At 62.5% G+C, this 14,703-nt stretch carries 14 protein-coding genes; 10 read left to right on the top strand and 4 right to left on the bottom strand.

The window, feature by feature from the left end; translation table 11 throughout:
• Positions 1-74: 74 nt before the first annotated feature.
• The 3 genes from KHO33_RS00910 to KHO33_RS00900 are packed head-to-tail and all read right to left on the bottom strand — an operon-like array spanning position 75 to position 3,331.
• Positions 75-1,268 carry an alpha-hydroxy acid oxidase gene (locus KHO33_RS00910; protein ID WP_054041314.1) on the bottom strand — a complete coding sequence of 398 codons (1,194 nt, stop codon included), beginning with the start codon at positions 1,266-1,268 and terminating at the stop codon, positions 75-77.
• Positions 1,261-2,658, bottom strand: coding sequence for an MFS transporter (locus KHO33_RS00905; protein WP_054041316.1), 1,398 nt, complete (start codon positions 2,656-2,658; stop codon positions 1,261-1,263). The genes KHO33_RS00910 and KHO33_RS00905 overlap by 8 nt, the downstream gene beginning before the upstream one ends.
• Before the next feature lie 22 nt (positions 2,659-2,680).
• Positions 2,681-3,331 (bottom strand): 4-carboxy-4-hydroxy-2-oxoadipate aldolase/oxaloacetate decarboxylase, encoded by a 651-nt coding sequence (locus KHO33_RS00900; protein ID WP_054041318.1) that lies wholly within the window; start codon positions 3,329-3,331, stop codon positions 2,681-2,683.
• Positions 3,332-3,419: 88 nt separating this feature from the next.
• On the opposite strand from KHO33_RS00900, the gene KHO33_RS00895 reads away from it, so the two are divergent.
• Positions 3,420-4,313, top strand: a complete 894-nt coding sequence (locus KHO33_RS00895) for a LysR family transcriptional regulator (protein ID WP_200562039.1) — start codon at positions 3,420-3,422, stop codon at positions 4,311-4,313.
• Between the two features lie 426 nt (positions 4,314-4,739).
• Here KHO33_RS00895 and KHO33_RS00890 read toward each other — a convergent pair whose 3' ends face one another.
• The gene (locus KHO33_RS00890; RefSeq protein WP_054041322.1) at positions 4,740-5,693 is read right to left on the bottom strand and encodes a LysR substrate-binding domain-containing protein; all 954 of its coding nucleotides are present in this window, start codon (positions 5,691-5,693) and stop codon (positions 4,740-4,742) included.
• A gap of 157 nt (positions 5,694-5,850) precedes the next feature.
• Here KHO33_RS00890 and KHO33_RS00885 point away from each other — a divergent pair, with 157 nt between their 5' ends.
• From KHO33_RS00885 to KHO33_RS00845, 9 genes are all read left to right on the top strand, one after another.
• Positions 5,851-6,918 (top strand): ABC transporter substrate-binding protein, encoded by a 1,068-nt coding sequence (locus KHO33_RS00885; RefSeq protein ID WP_200562041.1) that lies wholly within the window; start codon positions 5,851-5,853, stop codon positions 6,916-6,918.
• A gap of 70 nt (positions 6,919-6,988) precedes the next feature.
• A complete protein-coding gene (locus KHO33_RS00880) occupies positions 6,989-8,068 on the top strand; it encodes an ABC transporter ATP-binding protein (RefSeq protein WP_200562043.1) in 1,080 nt (359 codons plus the stop codon).
• Entirely contained in the window at positions 8,055-8,927 is an 873-nt protein-coding gene (locus KHO33_RS00875; protein ID WP_200562045.1) for an ABC transporter permease, read from the top strand. Before KHO33_RS00880 ends, KHO33_RS00875 begins: the two co-directional genes overlap by 14 nt.
• 16 nt (positions 8,928-8,943) lie before the next feature.
• Positions 8,944-9,741 (top strand): ABC transporter permease, encoded by a 798-nt coding sequence (locus tag KHO33_RS00870; protein WP_200562047.1) that lies wholly within the window; start codon positions 8,944-8,946, stop codon positions 9,739-9,741.
• A complete protein-coding gene (locus tag KHO33_RS00865) occupies positions 9,738-10,874 on the top strand; it encodes an NAD(P)/FAD-dependent oxidoreductase (protein WP_200562049.1) in 1,137 nt (378 codons plus the stop codon). Before KHO33_RS00870 ends, KHO33_RS00865 begins: the two co-directional genes overlap by 4 nt.
• Positions 10,875-10,882: 8 nt before the next feature.
• Complete coding sequence (locus tag KHO33_RS00860) at positions 10,883-11,248, top strand: (2Fe-2S)-binding protein (protein WP_093647361.1); 366 nt, start codon at positions 10,883-10,885, stop codon at positions 11,246-11,248.
• Positions 11,238-12,644 (top strand): NAD(P)/FAD-dependent oxidoreductase, encoded by a 1,407-nt coding sequence (locus KHO33_RS00855; protein WP_200562051.1) that lies wholly within the window; start codon positions 11,238-11,240, stop codon positions 12,642-12,644. Before KHO33_RS00860 ends, KHO33_RS00855 begins: the two co-directional genes overlap by 11 nt.
• Positions 12,637-13,803 carry an NAD(P)/FAD-dependent oxidoreductase gene (locus KHO33_RS00850; protein WP_200562053.1) on the top strand — a complete coding sequence of 389 codons (1,167 nt, stop codon included), beginning with the start codon at positions 12,637-12,639 and terminating at the stop codon, positions 13,801-13,803. The genes KHO33_RS00855 and KHO33_RS00850 overlap by 8 nt, the downstream gene beginning before the upstream one ends.
• A 79-nt stretch (positions 13,804-13,882) precedes the next feature.
• On the top strand, positions 13,883-14,236 hold the full coding sequence (locus tag KHO33_RS00845; RefSeq protein ID WP_054041348.1) for a RidA family protein: 354 nt from the start codon (positions 13,883-13,885) through the stop codon (positions 14,234-14,236).
• Positions 14,237-14,703: the final 467 nt, after the last annotated feature.

The following is a 14,703-nucleotide window of genomic DNA, read 5'->3' as shown; positions in this document are numbered from 1 at the left end:
CCAAATCCAGCCATACGGCAGCTTTACAACGTACAGCGGTCATCTACGCAGTCACATTGTTCGCCGTGGGCGATTCACTCGACCGCCAGGTGCACGCGAGGATCGAGTTCATCCAGACGGTTGACCCCTAGCATGGCCATGTTTCTGGAAATCTCCGCGGTCAACAGACGAATGGCGTGTCCTACGCCTGCCTCGCCAGCGATAGATGCGGCGTAGACGAACGGCCGTCCGACAAACACGGCACGCGCACCCAAAGCGAGCGCCTTCAGGACGTCGCTGCCGCGCCGGATGCCGCCATCGATCATCACGGGAAGATCCGGGCACGCCTCCACGATGGACGGCAGAACCGTGAGCGGGGAAACGGCACCGTCCAGTTGCCTGCCGCCGTGATTGGAGACGATGATCCCATTCGCACCGCAGTTTCGGGCGATACGAGCGTCGGTGGCACTTAGCACACCTTTGATAATCAGCGCTCCATCCCATTGCCGGCGAATAGCCGACAAATGCTGCCAGTCCAGATGTCCGCGATCGGAGAAATCCCGTTCGACTGTCGGCGACAGAATCGGGGCCCCACGCGTCGCGTAGTTGTTCTCGAAATGAGGCATCCCGTGCCGCAAAATCGTCGTCGCGAAAGTGCCGGTGAGCCAGCGAGGATGGCTGAGCCCTTCCCACGTCAGTCTGAGAGAAGGCCGAAGTGGTGTGGAAAACCCAGCTCGTACGTTATTTTCCCGATTTGCAGCCACTGGTGTGTCGACAGTGACGACAAGTGTCTGAAACCCTGCCCGCTTGACCCGTTCGACAAGCGTGGCGATTGCCGCAGGCTCACCCGGCAGATAGGCCTGGAACCAGGCTTGAGGGTATGTCGTCACGACTTCTTCGAGCGGAATCAGCGACGATCCGCTCATGATCATCGGAATGCCGGCAGCCGCGGCTGCTTTCGCCAGAACGAGATCACCCCGGTAAGCCATCAATGCCGCGAGCCCAAGGGGCGCGATCCCAAACGGAGCGTTGAACTGCTGCGAAAGCAGCGTGGTTGCCGTGCTGCGACCTGCGATGTTGATCATCACACGCGGGGCGAAACGATACTTGTCGAACGCGAGACGATTGCCATTCAGCGACGCATTCGTCTCAGCGGCGCCGGCAACATATCCAAACAACGGCCGAGGAAGATGCGCCTTGGCCACCGGTTCAAAATCGTCGAGGCACAGGATGCGCCGCAACCGGCGCGGCACGACCGGCTGCGTAACGTTCCCAACCTTGCTAGGCATGGTCAATGCCCCGTTTCCCGGCAACGCCCACTTCCGCATGCCGCACGCCGACGTCAAGCGGTTCGCGTATCGTTAGCAAAACGATAAAAGTCAGCGCCGATATGGCCGACATGAAGCCAAAAACCGAACTCCAGCCGTAATTGTCCAGCAGGATGCCAGTTATGAAAGGCGTCGCAGCGCCTCCCAGTTGTCCACCCATGTTCACCACGGCGTTGGCCATCGGAAACTTCGCTTTCGAAACCAGCGTCATCGGATAGGCCATGTAGGCCGAATAGCCGACGCTCAACAACATGCCGGTCAGGAAAATCAACATGCCGTACAACAATGGATCAGCCGGGGAATGAATGAGCGCGAACATCATTCCGACGGTGGCGAGCGCCGACAGCATCATCCCGGGCTTGCGGCGTCCCCCAAGCAGGCGATCCGAAAGGAGACCGCCCAGAATATTGCCTACGACCGCGCCGACCCATGGGGCGGCCGCGACGAAACCCATACCCATGATGCTGAATTTCTTCACGGTCAGTAGATAAGTCGGAATCCAGGCCAGAAGCACGCTGGAAATGCCGAGCTGGCAGCAATAGCCCAGTGCGCAACCGTAGATGTCCCACGAGGTGAAGATCTCGCGCGTCGTATCGAGCGTTTTTTCGCGCCGGGCGCGAATGAATTTGTCGAGCCAGGGCATCGGTTTCGCAGCGAAGGCTCGCCGGTTTGCGCCGAGCGCCTCGCCGCTCTCGCTGATGAGTTCCAGTTCCGCCCGGTTCACCGCTCCGCTTTCGGACGGTTTGTCGGCAACCATGAAAACCCATACCACCGACAGGAGGATGCCCGGAATCGCGAAGAGCAGAAATACCTCTTTCCAGCCCCAGGCAGCAATGATCGTGGCGCCAAGAATCGGCGTTAGCACCGGGCCGAACTTCACGGCCGAGAGAAAGATCCCGGCTGCGGTGCCTTTTTCGCGGGCCGGAAACCAGCTGTTGATTGTTGCTGCGATGCCGATCGGCAGCGGTCCCTCGGCGAATCCCAGTGCGATCCGGCAGATTTTCAACGAGAACAACGAGCCGACCATCCCGGTCAATCCGGTTGCAATCGATGTGAGGACCATTGAAATCGAAAAAACCCGCTTTACTCCGAACTTCGATACGAGCCACGCCGAGGGTAGCTGGGCAACCGCATAGGCGATCAGGAAAAGACTGACCAGTGCGCCGGCTTCGGCGTTGTTCATTGAAAATTCTTTTCTCAGGAACGGCAGCGCGACACCAAGGTTGGCGCGATCAGCAGCGGCGATCGTATAAATTACGAAGAACAGCGTCGCGACGATCCACCGATAGCGGGTCGGCTTTAACGACGCAGATGTGACGCTGCTCGTCAATTCCACAGGTTGCTTTTTCATTGTCTCGCTCCATGTGTTTTTATTAGTCGAGGTTGAGTCTGCGGAGCGTCTCTTCGAGCCCCAACAACTCGACGGTCGTCGCACCGCCGCGGATTTGCGCTCGGAACATCGCCTCCTTCTCCTCTCGCGCCCGGCTGCTGCGGATCACGTCTTCGACTTCGTCCTGCCGTACAACCACAACGCCGTCCTGATCGCCGATTACGATGTCACCCGGATTGATCTGCACGTCGCCGATGCAAACCGGCACATTCAGTTTTCCGGGCTGGTTTTTGCCTGTGCCCTTGATGCAGAGACCGCGGCAAAAGACCGGAAAACCCATCTCGATGATCGACCTGGCATCCCGGACCGCGCCGTTGATCACCAAACCAGCGACGCCTTGTCTGACCGCTTGCTCGGTGAAGACATCGCCCCACGGTCCGGCTTCGAGGAAACCCTTCGCGTCGACGACCAGCACATCGCCGGATTTCACTTTCAGCATCGCGTAATGGAGCATCAGGTTGTCCCCCGGCCTTACATCCACGGTCACTGCGCGGCCGGCGACCCTCATGTCGGGATGGATTGGCTTGATTCCGCTATCCAGCGCTCCTCTGGCGCCTTGCGCCTCATAGACCGTCGCGCTGCCGAATTCGCACAGCACTTGAATGGATGCGGTCGATGTCTCCTGACTGCCCATGGCAAACCTCTGAGTTGATTGACACTGTAGTTTTAGATAAAGTTAGAGCGATATCAAATATCATTTTTTGATCTTAGGTTCAAAATTTATGAACTTGCGACAGATCCGCTACTTTTGCACGGTCGTCGAGGCAGGCAGCGCGACGCTGGCCGCCGAGGCACTATTCGTTGCGCCCACCGCGATCAGCATGCAGCTCTCGCAGCTCGAGGAGCATCTGGGTGGCGAGCTGTTCGACCGCTCCCGGCGCCCAATGGAGCTCACTTCGTTGGGCAAATATTTTTATCCGCGGGCGAAAGAGCTGCTGTCCCATGCGGGGCGGCTCGACGACGAGACGAGGGACATTGCAGCGGGCAAGCGCGGATGGCTGGGCATCGGCTTTGTCCGATCGACGACCTTCTCCGTACTCCCCACCGCAGTGAGGAAGTTCCGGCAGTCATGTCCGGAAGTGCACCTCGATCTCGTCGAGGTGCTTTCTGAGTACCAGCCTGAGCAATTACGCGAAGGTCGGATAGATCTAGGCATTGCGCGCTTCCTCGGCCCGATCGTGAAAAGTGCAGACCTGACCTACACGGTGATGCTCGACGAGCCGTCCGTTGCGGTCATCCCGATCGGGCATTCACTAGCAAAGCAGAAGTCCGTGTCGGCAGTGGAACTTACCCAGCTCCCATTTATTTTGTATCCGAAAGATCCTCGCAGCCCGTTCGGGCTTCAAATGCTTACAGCGATTCAGTCAGCGGGAGCCCAGCCGGTCGTCGGTTACGAAGCGATTGAAATCCACACGGCGCTGGCGCTCGTAGGCGCAGGTCTCGGCACCACGCTTGTTGGACGATCCATTGCCAGAAACAATCGTCGGGATGTGAAGTTCGTTCCGGTCAGGGATATTGAGCTCACGACTACGCTGGTTGTGATCACGCGCAACGGCGACGAAAACAAATTGATCTCTTCGTTCCGGCAAGCGCTAACAAAAAGCGGGGCGAAGTAGTTGTCCATCGTGCGAGCCCGAACCCGGAGGATGAAACGTGCGCATGGGCCCGGAGTGACGTCGCACCCTCGCGCTAGCAGCCGTAGCTCGGGAGATCAAGTTCGCGATGGCTCCGTTCGGCGTTGTGTTTCTTACTAGCACTAGTCGCGAGCTTCACCGACTTCGCATCCATGTCGAGTCTCTAACCACGTGTGAATAAAGGAAAGCGGACATCGCGCACATAAACGGATTTGCTTGCCAGAGACGTTCGCCAGCGAGGAGCGTATGGCGACCTCAACCGATGTGCGAAGGTCCACTGCCAGAGGACATCGGTCGTCCGAATGTCCGGGCGAATGTGCGGATCAAAGTCCGGAGTTGGCCGAACCCTGCCCGACGGCCCCCACCACAAGACCAGAATACGCCGCCGCCAATTCGAAACGTCTCCCGTCACGCCCCTGCCCGAGAGCGCGCTCGCGCGCGGCCCGCCGTACTCCGAACCGGCGCAACTACCTCTGCAAGCAATTCCTCGTGCAGCCCCCGCAACACTTCTACAAAAGCTGACGCGAGCCGCTCTCGTGGCCGGTGCGGAGGAAAAAGCAGATAAGTCGGAAAGAGTGTGGCCGGTAGAAATGGGCGAATTGCGATATCAGGTCCGGCGAAGTCCCGCGCGACGATGGGATGCGCAAGCGTCACGCCCATCCCATGCCGAACCATCTCGCAGCACATCGCGGTGTATTGCGCCTCGATCGCGAGGACGCGCTGCACGCCGGCGCGCTGGAACACTTCGTCCATCAGCACGCGCGTGCCATCGCCGTGACACAGCGAGATGAACGACTCACCCTCCAGATCCTCCGGCTTGATGCTGCGCTTTCCCGCCAGCCGATGTTCCGCCGGCATCACGCAAACGGCAGCCACCTTCGACAGCTGCTCGACCTCGCAATCCGACGCCTCGCTGACGTACACCGCCACACCCAGATCGCAAAACTGCGAAGCAGTCCAATGATTGACCGTGCCAGACGTATTCACATGCAGCGATACGGTGACTTCCGGAAATAGCTCGACAAACCGCTTGATCGCGTGCGGCACCAGCGTCATGCCCGCCGATGGCATGGCGGCAATGCGCAAACGGCCGCTGCCGAGATTGCGAATCTGCGCCGCGGCATTGGCCAAACCTTGCAAGCCGACGAATGCGCGTTCGACTTCGCGAAAGAACGCCTCGCCCTCGCTGGTCGGAATCAGCCGCACGCCGCTGCGCTGAAAGAGCTGCAAGCCCGTATCGCGCTCCAGTTGGGCGATCAGCCGACTCACATTCGGCTGCGACGTGAAGAGCGCCTTGGCCGCGGCGGTCATCGACCCCGACACCATCACCGCGCGAAACGCCTCGATGTGCTTGAGATTCATCCGTATTCTCCCTTAGACGACCACCCCTAACCCATATCACTCATGCATAGGTAGGTATTTAATTCGTATTGGACGACATGATTAGGCAGCGTGACACTGCATTCTAACGACGGGCGACCAAGCCCGCCTCCCCACACCGGAACTGGAGATCGTCGTCATGAGAAGAGCGTTGCATCGCCGTCTGTCCGCCCCGTCGCGCGCCGCCATCGCGGCCGTTTCCTTCGCTTCCGCCCTCGCCGCCCCGCTCTTCGCGCAGGCCGAGACCACGCTCTACGTGGCCAACGTCGGCGGCTCGAACGAACAGGTCTACCGGCAAAAGATCATTCCGCCGTTTGAAAAGGCGCATGACGTCAAGATCGTCTACGTCGCGGGGAATTCGAGCGACACGCTCGCCAAGCTCCAGGCGCAGAAAGGCCATCAGCAGATCAACGTGGCGGTGATGGACGACGGCCCCATGTATCAGGCGATGCAATTCAACCTGTGCGCGAAGCTCGACGACGCGCCCGTGATGAAAGACGTCTATCCGCTCGCCAAACTCGGCCCGACCTCGATCGGCGTCGGCATGGTGGCGACCGGAATCGGCTACAACGAAGAGGCGTTCAGGAAAGCCGGCCTGCCGCCGCCCGACTCGTGGAAGGCGCTCACTGACAACCACCTCAAGGGCAAGCTGGGCGTGCCGCCGATCACCAACACCTACGGCCTGCATACGCTCGTGATGCTTGCGCGCCTCTCCGGCGGCGGCGAAAAGAATATCGATCCTGGCTTCGCCGCGATGACGAAGGAAGTCGCGCCGAACGTGCTCTCCTGGGCGCCGACGCCCGGCGAGATGGACGGTCAGATGCAAGCCGGCGACGTGATCCTCGCGCCTTATGGCAGCGGCCGCGCCGTGGCGCTCCAGAACACCGGCTTCCCGCTCAAGTTCATCTACCCGAAGGAAGGCGCGGTCGCGTTGCAGGTGGCGGCATGCGTTGTCGCGGAGAACGCGCAGCCGCAGTTGTCGCAGCAGTTCGTGCAGTACCTGTTGAGCCCGGAAGTGCAGGTGTTGCAGGCGCAAGGCATCGGCATCGGTCCGGTCAACAAGACGGTGAAGCTCACACCTGACATCGCCGCGCGCGTGCCGTATGGACCGGAGCAGGTCTCGAAGCTGACCGCAATGGACTGGGCCACGATCAACCAGCATCGCGCCGAGTGGACGGAGCGCTGGAACCGTTCGGTCGAACGCTGATGTACGTCACAGCCGTCTGTGACCGGTAAGTTCTTCGCGCGGCGCGCGATCTGATGAAGGAGCGAGGCGTATGGCCTTTTTGACTCTGCAAGGCATTTCGAAGCGCTACGGCGATTTCACCGCTATCGAGCAGCTCGATCTGGCCGTCGAACGTGGGGAACTGCTCGCGCTGCTCGGCCCGTCCGGATGCGGCAAGACGACCACCCTGCAGATGGTCGCGGGCTTCGTCACGCCGACCACGGGCCGGATTCTGCTCGATGGCCGCGACATCACCCAGGAACGCCCGGAAAAGCGCGGCATTGGCGTGGTGTTTCAAAGCTACGCGCTGTTTCCTCACATGACAGTCGCCGGCAACGTCGGCTTCGGGCTGGAGATGCGCAAGGTGAAGCGCAAGGAGCGCGACGAGCGCGTGGCCGAAGCGCTCTCGCTCGTGCGCCTCAATGGCCTTGGCCACCGCTATCCGAAGGAACTGTCTGGCGGTCAGCGGCAGCGCGTCGCGATAGCACGGGCCATCGCGATGCAGCCCGAACTCCTGTTGCTCGACGAACCGATGTCGAACCTCGACGCGAAGCTGCGCGAGGAAATGCACATCGAACTGCGCGCCATCCAGAAACGCCTTGGCATCACGACGATTCTCGTCACGCACGATCAGGTGGAGGCGATGACCATGAGCGATCGCATTGCCGTGATGCATCGCGGCGCGATTGCGCAACTGAGCACGCCCTACGACGCGTACGAACGGCCCGCCACGCCGTTCGCCTCCACCTTCCTCGGCCGCACCAACGCGTTTCCCGGCGAAGTGCTGCGCCGCAATCCGCGTTGCGCGGAAGTCGCGGTGGCCGGCACCACGCTGCATGTTCCGCACGAGGGCCGTCAGGTAGATGGATCGGTGAACGTCTATATCCGCCCGGAAAAGGTTCATCTGGCGAATGGCGACGCCCGTGTGCGCGGCCGTATCGCGACGCGGGTCTTCGTCGGCAATCAGTGGCTGCTGGAAGTGGAGACTGAACTCGGCAAGCTGCGCGTGGCGCAGCCGAACCTCGGCGCGCCGCCGCCCGAGGAAGGTCACGAAGTGGGTCTCGCATGGACCGACGACGACCTACGCGTACTCACGCAGGACGATCGGGAGAGCGCTCATGGCCACGCTTGAAGACGGCCGCCCCGGCGCGGCGCCGTGGCTGCTGTCGGGGCCCGCGCTGCTGCTGTTCGTCGGCCTGCTGCTGGTGCCGCTGCTGCTCACGCTGATGCTGTCGTTCCGCGTGTTCAGCGACACGGCCGGCGTCACCTCCGCCTATACGCTCACGAACTACTGGGAAGTGGTCAGCGATCCCTACTACGGCACGATCTTCCTGCGCACTGCCGGTCTCGCGTTCGCCGTCACGCTGCTTTCGATCGTGCTCGGCGTACCGGAGACCATCGTGCTCGCGCGCATGAAGCGTCCATGGCAGTCGTTGTGTCTGTTGATCGTGCTCGGCCCGCTGTTGATTTCCGTGGTGGTGCGCACGCTCGGCTGGCAAATCCTGCTCGGCAATAACGGCGTGCTGAACAATCTGCTTCAGTCGCTGCATATCACGAGCGAACCGATCCGTCTCGTCTTCACGATGACGGGCATGATCATCGCCCTCACTCACGTGCTAGTGCCGTTCATGGTGATGTCGGTATGGGCGACCATGCAGAAGCTCGATCCCCAAGTGGAATGGGCCGGCCGCTCGCTCGGCGGCTCGCCATTCGCGGTGTTCCGCCGCGTGGTGCTGCCGCAGATCATGCCGGGCGTGCTGTCGGGCTCGATCATCGTGTTTGCGCTCTCGGCTTCGGCTTTCGCGACGCCAGCGCTGATCGGCGGACGTCGACTGAAAGTGGTCGCCACCGCCGCTTACGACGAATTCCTCGGCACGCTCAACTGGCCGCTCGGCGCGAGCATCGCCGTGCTGCTGCTGATCGCCAACGTGGCGATCGTGATGGGCTGCAGCCGTCTCGCAGAACGCCGCTTCCGGCATATCTTCGACTGAGCGAGGGAGAGCGAACATGAAACAGAACGGCATTCTCGGGCTCGTGTACAACGCGTTCTTTCTCACCTTCATCATCGCGCCGCTCGCGGCGGTAATGCTCGTGGCCTTCACCGATAAAGGCTATATCTCGATGCCTTTCGATGGCGCGTCGCTACGCTGGTTCCGCGCGATCCTGGAGAACGACGACATGGTCTCGGCATTCTGGCTCTCGGTGCAGCTCGCGTTCGCTTCGGCGACCATCGGCGTGGTTCTCGCGGTGCCCGCCGCGCTTGCCATTGCGCGGTATCGCTTTCCCGGCCGCGCCGCGCTCACGAGCTTCTTTCTCTCACCGATGATGATTCCCGCCGTCGTGCTCGGCATCGCGTTCCTGCGCTTTCTGTCGCTGCTGCATCTGTCGGGATCGTTCCGGTCGCTAGTTTGCGCGCACGTGATCATCGTGCTGCCGTACGCGTTGCGGCTCGCGTTGTCGTCCGCTGTCGGACTGGATCGCGATGCGGAGCGCGCCGCGCTCTCGTGTGGCGCCAGCCGGTTCACCGCGTTTCGCCGCGTGGTGCTGCCGATGATCCGCACCGGCGTGGCGGGCGGCTGGGTGCTCTCGTTCATCCAGAGTTTCGACGAACTCACGATGACCATCTTCGTTGCGACGCCCGGCACCACCACGCTGCCCGTCGCCATGTACAACCAGATCGCGCAGACGATCGATCCGCTGGTCGCTTCGGTGTCGGCGGTGTTGATCGTCGGCACTGTCCTCCTGATGATCCTGCTCGATCGCATGGTTGGACTCGATCGCATTCTGATCGGAGAAGCCCGATGACATTGACAAGCAGCGTCTGCCCCGACGTGCTCGTGCTCGGCGGCGGACTCGTCGGTTCCGCCGTGGCCTACGGACTCGCCCGCGAAGGCGCGCGCGTGACCGTGCTCGACGAGGACGACGGCGGCTTCCGCGCCTCGCGCGGCAACTTCGGCCTCGTCTGGATTCAGGGCAAGGGCTACGGCATGTCGCCCTACGCGCGCTGGTCGCGCAGTTCGGCCACGCGCTGGCCCCTGCTCGCCGAAGCGCTGCTCAAGGAAACCGGCGTGGATGTCGCGTTGCGTCAGCCAGGCGGCTTCCACTTCTGCTTCAACGACGACGAACTCGCCGAACGCGAGAAACGCCTCTCCACGCTGCAAGCCGAACTCGGCGATTACCCGTATCAGATGCTCGATGCCGCCGAAGTCCGCGCGCGCATTCCGCAGATCGGCCCCGATGTGATTGGGGCGAGTTATACGCCGATGGACGGTCACGTGAATCCGCTCAAGCTCCTGCGCGGACTGCACACCGCGATGCAGGCACGTGGCGTACGGCTCGTCTCCGGTGAACGCGCGGAGCGCATCGAACCGCAAGGCGATGGCTTCATCGTGCATGGCACACGCGGCACGTATCGCGCGGCGCGAGTGGTTCTCGCCGCTGGCCTCGGCAATCGCGCGCTCGCGCCATTCGTCGGACTGAATGCGCCGGTCGCGCCCAATCGGGGACAGGTGCTGGTGAGCGAGCGCGTGACGCAGTTTCTCGACTATCCGACGCTCAACGTGCGACAGACCGACGAGGGCTCCGTGCAGTTCGGCGATTCGATGGAGGAAGTCGGCTTCAACGACTTCACCACCACGCACGTGCTGGCCGACATCGCCCGACGCGGCGTGCGCGCATTCCCGCTGTTGCAGCACGTGCGGCTCGTGCGCATGTGGGCCGCATTGCGCGTCTACACCCCCGACGGCTTCCCGATCTACGACCAGTCCGTGAAGCATCCCGGCGCGTTCGTCGTGACGTGTCACAGCGGCGTGACGCTCGCGGCGGCGCACGCGTTGCGCGTGGCGCCGTGGATCATGGGCAGACCGATGCCAGAGGAACTGCCCAATTTTTCCGCGCGCCGCTTCGAGCACGCCCGAGAACTGACTCCCGCTCACTGACCATCGATATGACTTCGCAATCGACCCACACCCTGTTCAAGCCACTAGCGGACGCGCAAGGCACAGCCGCCGCGAACGTCGACATCCTGTTCAACGATCAGCCGCTCACCGTGCCCGGCGGCCGGTCCGTCGCGGCCGCCCTGCTCGCGTCGGGCGTCTCGCGCTTTCGTGCGACGCCCGTGTCCGGCGCACCGCGCGCACCCTTCTGCATGATGGGCGCGTGCTTCGAATGCCTCGTCGAAATAGACGGCGTGCCGAGCCGCCAGAGCTGCATGGTGGAAGTGAAGGCCGGCATGCGGATTCGCTCGCAGGAAGGCGCGCGCGACCTGCCGCCCGTGACTGACGCACCGCTGGAGAACATACATGGCCGCTGATTTCGCTTCTGAAACTGTCGACGTCGTTGTGGTCGGCGCCGGTCCCGCAGGCATGAGCGCGGCGACGCGCACCGCGCGCGCAGGCCTCAAAACCGTATTGATCGACGAACAGGACGCCGTGGGCGGCCAGATCTATCGCGGCATCGGCCGCGCCGACGCGCGTCGGAAGGAAATTCTCGGTCCGGACTACGCAGCGGGTGCCGCCACTGCCGACGCGTTCGTCGCTTCCGGCGCGCGCCACGTGACCAACGCGAGCGTGTGGCAAGTCACGCGCGAGCGCGGCGTCAATTATCTGAAGGACGGCAAGATTGGCAGCTTCGACGCACAGCGCGTGATTCTCGCGAGCGGCGCGTTGGAGCGGCCCTTTCCGATTCCCGGCTGGACGCTGCCCGGGGTGCTGACCGCGGGCGCGGCGCAGATTCTCCTGAAAAGCGCGGGCGAAGTGCCCGCCGCGCCGCCTGTGCTGGCGGGCTGCGGCCCCCTGCTCTATCTGCTGGGCTGGCAATACGTGCGCGCCGGCGTGCCGATTCGCGCGCTGGTCGACACCACGCGTCATGAAGATCGCTGGCGCGCCAAGCGTCATGTGTTTGCGGCGCTGCGCGCGTGGCCGTTCCTCTCCAAAGGCTTGCAACTAATCCGCACGCTGCGCGAAGCCGGCGTGCCGATCTTCGAGGCGGCAGACGATCTGCGTGTGGAAGGGCGCATCGGCACGGATCACGTCGAGCGCGCCGCCGCGCTTCACTTCACGACCCAAAGCACGGCGCATCGCATTGAAGCCGACGTGATCTTGCTGCACCAGGGCGTCGTGCCGAACACGCAATTCACGCAGGCGCTGCGCGCCACGCACCGCTGGGACAACGGGCAACTCTGCTTTACGCCGCAAGTCGATGCGTGGGGCGAACTCGACGTGCCGGGCATCTTCGTGGCGGGCGATTGCGCGGGGATCGGCGGCGCGCAGGCCGCGGCGTTGCAGGGCTCGCTCGCGGGGCTCGCGGCCGCCGCGCAACTGGACGCCATCACCGCCTCGCTTCGCGATACCGAGGCCACTCAGCATCGCCGCGCGCTCGCCGACGTCATGCGCATCCGGCCGTTTCTGGACAGCCTCTATCGTCCGCGCGACATCAACCGCATTCCGCGCGACGAGACCATTGTGTGCCGTTGCGAGGAGGTCACCGCGGGCGAGTTGCGCAAGTTCGTCGAGCTGGGCTGCGTGGGACCGAATCAGGCGAAGTCTTTCGGACGCTGCGGAATGGGACCGTGCCAGGGCCGCATGTGCGGTCTCACGGTGACGGAAGTGATCGCCGAAGCGCGCCGCGTCTCGCCCGCCGAAGTGGGCTATTACCGCATCCGTCCGCCGATCAAGCCGCTCACGCTCGGAGAACTCGCTGGTGAATGACACCACCAACCTTCACGAAGTCGATGTCCTTGTAGTGGGCGGTGGACTGCACGGCACCAGCAGCGCGTTCCACATGGCGCGGCGTGGCGCGAAGGTGATCGTGCTCGAAGCCGACTACGTCGCGCGTCATTCGTCGGGCGTGAACGCGGGCGGCGTGCGCACGCTGGGCCGCCCGTTGCCCGAGATTCCGCTCGCGTTGATGTCGCGCGAAATCTGGTATCGGATGAGCGATCTGCTCTGTGAGGATGGGGGCTTCGTCCCGTCCGGCCAGCTGAAAATTGCCGAAACCGATGACGAACTCGAAGCGTGCCGCCAGCGCGTCGCGTTGCTCGAATCGCATGGATTCACGCACGAGAAAGTGATCGACCGCGAGTCCGTGCTGGAACTCGAGCCAGCGCTTGCGCGGCACGTGACGGGCGGCATCTGGGTGGAGCGCGACGGCTTCGCACTGCCCTATCGGACAACGACTGCCTTCCGGCTCGCCGCGCAAAGACTGGGCGCGCGCTTTCTGGAAGGCACGCCGGTGCGCCGCATCGAACAGCGCGGCACGCGGTGGTTCGCGGTGACATCGCGTGGCACGTTCAGCGCGGAAAAACTGTTGGTCACCGCGGGCGCGTGGTCCGGCGAACTCACGAAGCAGGTGGGTGAACCGGTTCCGGTGCACCCCGAAGGTTTGATGCTGATGGTCACGCATCGTGTCGCGCCCTTCTGTCGCGCGACGCTTGGCGCCACGGGCAGGCCGCTGTCGTTCAAGCAATTCGACAACGGCACGGTGGTGATCGGCGGCAAACTGATCGGTATCGCGGACCTCGCGAATCGTCACGGCGAAGTGGATTTCGCCCGCCTCGTGCGCAGCGCGCGAACCGTGACCGATCTGTTTCCGCACCTGCGCAATCTTGGTGTAAATCGCGCGTGGGCCGGCGTCGAAGCCTTCACCGAGGATGAATTGCCGGTGATCTCCGCGAGCCGCAAGGCGTCGAATCTGTATTACTCGTTTGGCTATTGCGGCAGTGGCTTTCAGTTGGGGCCAGGCTGCGGCAAGCTCGTGTCCGAACTGATACTCGACGGCGCGCCATCGATTCCGCTCGATGCGTTCGCTATCGATCGCTTCGGGCGCGACTCGTCGTTTTCACGCACTGCGCAACTGGTCGCGCACTAATCGCTTTCTTTTTTTGCTCCGTCACGCGCGTTGAGTCGGCGCGCGACGGTTTCGTTCGACTTCAACTGGAGAGATGTTCATGACCGATATCGTTCGTATCGAAACCAATCAGCGTATGAGCCGCGTCGTCAAAGCCGGTGGCCTCGTGTTCGTTGGCGGCCAGACGTCGGCCGATCACGCACCCGACGTGAAGGTTCAGACCGCGAAAGTACTGGAGAAGATCGACGGCTTTCTGGAGAAAGCTGGCATCGACAGGACGCGCCTGGTTTCCGCGCAGGTCTGGCTTTCGGACATTAGCCGCGATTTCGCCGGTATGAACGAAGTATGGGACGCATGGGTTCCACAAGGCTGCGCACCAACACGTGCGACAGTGCAGGCGAAATTGGCCGCGCCCGAGTTGCTTGTCGAGATTGCTGTCGTGGCTCTAGCTTGAGGTGCGCTGTTAGTGCTTCAGGCTGGTTCGGCTCTTCGCTGGTCGACTGGCCTACGGAAATGTTGGAAGCGAATTCCGCAGGCGAGCGCGCCGGTGAGTGCAGCGAGTGGCCGGCTGGCTGCTCAATGCGTTTGTGTGCAGTCGCACCAACTTAGGCGTTGACCGATTGCGGTCGAGGGACGCGTCTAGGCTCGGAAAGAGACATTCGGACGGCAGGCTCGGTCTTGCTTCTGGCTTCCGAAAATCACACCTTCGGATCTTTACTGAGTAGGGAACTGTGGACTCCGTGCGTCGTGCGTCTCCAGGCTTCGTCGGCGCGTTGCTGGGCCGATTTCACGATCCCACGAATGTTAGCGTGGCGCGCGCAGCGGCAAAGTCTACGCGCTCCGGCACACCTTTTAGCGCCACTCAATCGACAACATCCATAGTCCTGACAGGCGATCTATCGACGTTTGTGACAGAGTTCG

Origin of the sequence: Paraburkholderia nemoris, assembly GCF_905221015.1 — a bacterium.
Classification (GTDB): Bacteria; Pseudomonadota; Gammaproteobacteria; order Burkholderiales; family Burkholderiaceae; genus Paraburkholderia; species Paraburkholderia nemoris.
The sequence above is the reverse complement of the archived record's forward strand: the minus strand, read 5'-3'. Positions and strand labels throughout refer to the sequence as shown.